The sequence below is a fragment of the Pelomonas sp. KK5 genome (assembly GCF_001984095.1).
GTDB lineage: Bacteria > Pseudomonadota > Gammaproteobacteria > Burkholderiales > Burkholderiaceae_C > KK5.
In genome coordinates this window covers 1-1,717 of sequence record NZ_LYVQ01000454.1, presented here as the reverse complement: position 1 = coordinate 1,717, position 1,717 = coordinate 1, and the positions used below count along the sequence as shown (strand labels likewise).

Below are 1,717 nucleotides of genomic sequence, written 5' to 3'. Positions count from 1 at the left end.
GCAGCAGCTCGGCGGCGGCGATCACCTCGCGCAGGATGGTGCCGGAGCCCAGCAGGCGCACCTGGGGTCCTTCGCCGTGCCGCGCGTAGCGGTACAGCCCCTTGACGATGTCCTCCGCCACGCCCTCCGGCAGTGTCGGCTGCGCGTAGTTCTCGTTCATCAGCGTGACGTAGTAGAAGACATCCTCCTGCCGCTCCAGCATCGCGCGCATGCCGTGGTCCAGGATCACGGCGAACTCGCCGGCGAAGCAGGGGTCGTAGGCGCGGCAGTTGGGCACCTGCGCCGCCTGCACGAGGCTGCTGCCGTCCTGGTGCTGCAGGCCCTCGCCGCCCAGCGTCGTGCGGCCGGCGGTGGCGCCCAGCAGGAAGCCGCGCGAGCGCTGGTCCGCGGCGGCCCAGATCGCATCGCCCACGCGCTGGAAGCCGAACATCGAGTAGTAGATGTAGAAGGGCAGCATCGGCAGCCCGTGCACGCTGTAGCTGGTGGCGGCGGCCGTCCAGCTGCTCAGCGCACCGGCCTCGCTGATGCCCTCCTCGAGGATCTGCCCGTCGGTCGCCTCGCGGTAGCTCATCAGCGAGCCGATGTCCTCGGGCTCGTAGGCCTGGCCCGCGCAGGCGTAGATGCCGATCTGCCGGAACAGGTTGGCCATGCCGAAGGTGCGCGCCTCGTCGGCCACGATGGGCACGATGCGCGGGCCCAGCGTGCCGTCCTTCAGCAGCCCGCCCAGCATGCGCACGAAGGCCATCGTGGTGCTCATCTCCTTGCCCTCGGCCTTCAGCGCGAAGCCGGCGTACTGCGCCAGCGGCGGCACGGGCAGCGCCTCATCGGCCTGCGGGCGACGGCTCGGCAGCGGCCCGCCGAGCGCGCTGCGGCGGGCGTGGAGATAGCGCATCTCGGGGCTGTCGTCGGCCGGCTTGACGAAGGCCAGCGTGGCGGCCTGCTCGTCGCTGAGCGGCAGCTGGAAACGGTCGCGGAAGGCCAGCAGGTCCTCGCGCTCCAGCTTCTTCTGCTGGTGCGTGGTCATGCGGCCCTGGCCGGCGTCGCCCATGCCGTAGCCCTTCTTGGTCTGCGCCAGGATGACGACGGGCTGGCCCGTGGTGTGGGCCGCCGCGTGGTAGGCCGCGTGGATCTTCACGAGGTCGTGGCCGCCGCGCTTGAGGCGGTCGATCTGCTCGTCGGTGAGACCCTGCGCGAGTGCGGCGAGGGTCGGGTCCTGCCCGAAGAAATGCTCGCGGTTGTAGCGCCCGTCCTTGGCGGCGAAGGTCTGGAACTGGCCGTCCACCGTGCGCGCGAAGGCCCGCGCCAGCGCGCCGGTGAGGTCGCGCGCGAACAGGCCGTCCCAGTCGGAGCCCCAGACCAGCTTGATGACGCGCCAGCCGGCGCCGGCGAACAGCGCCTCCAGCTCGTCGATGATGCGGCCGTTGCCGCGCACCGGGCCGTCCAGGCGCTGCAGGTTGCAGTTGACGACCCAGGTGAGGTTGTCGAGCTTCTCGCGCGCGGCCAGCGTCAGCGCGCTCATGCTCTCGGGCTCGTCCATCTCGCCGTCGCCGAACACGCCCCAGACGCGCCGGCCCGCGGTATCGAGCAGGCCGCGATGCTGCAGGTAGCGCATGAAGCGGGCGTGGTAGATCGAGCTGATCGGGCCGATGCCCATCGAGCCGGTGGGGAACTGCCAGAAGTCCGGCATCAGCCACGGGTGCGGGTAGCTGCTGAGGCC

1 protein-coding gene is annotated in these 1,717 nt (G+C 71.2%); it reads right to left on the bottom strand.

What is annotated here, in order from left to right:
- A partial coding sequence (aceE, locus tag B0W88_RS31580; RefSeq protein WP_077038392.1) for a pyruvate dehydrogenase (acetyl-transferring), homodimeric type occupies positions 1–1,717 on the bottom strand: 1,717 nt, incomplete at both ends.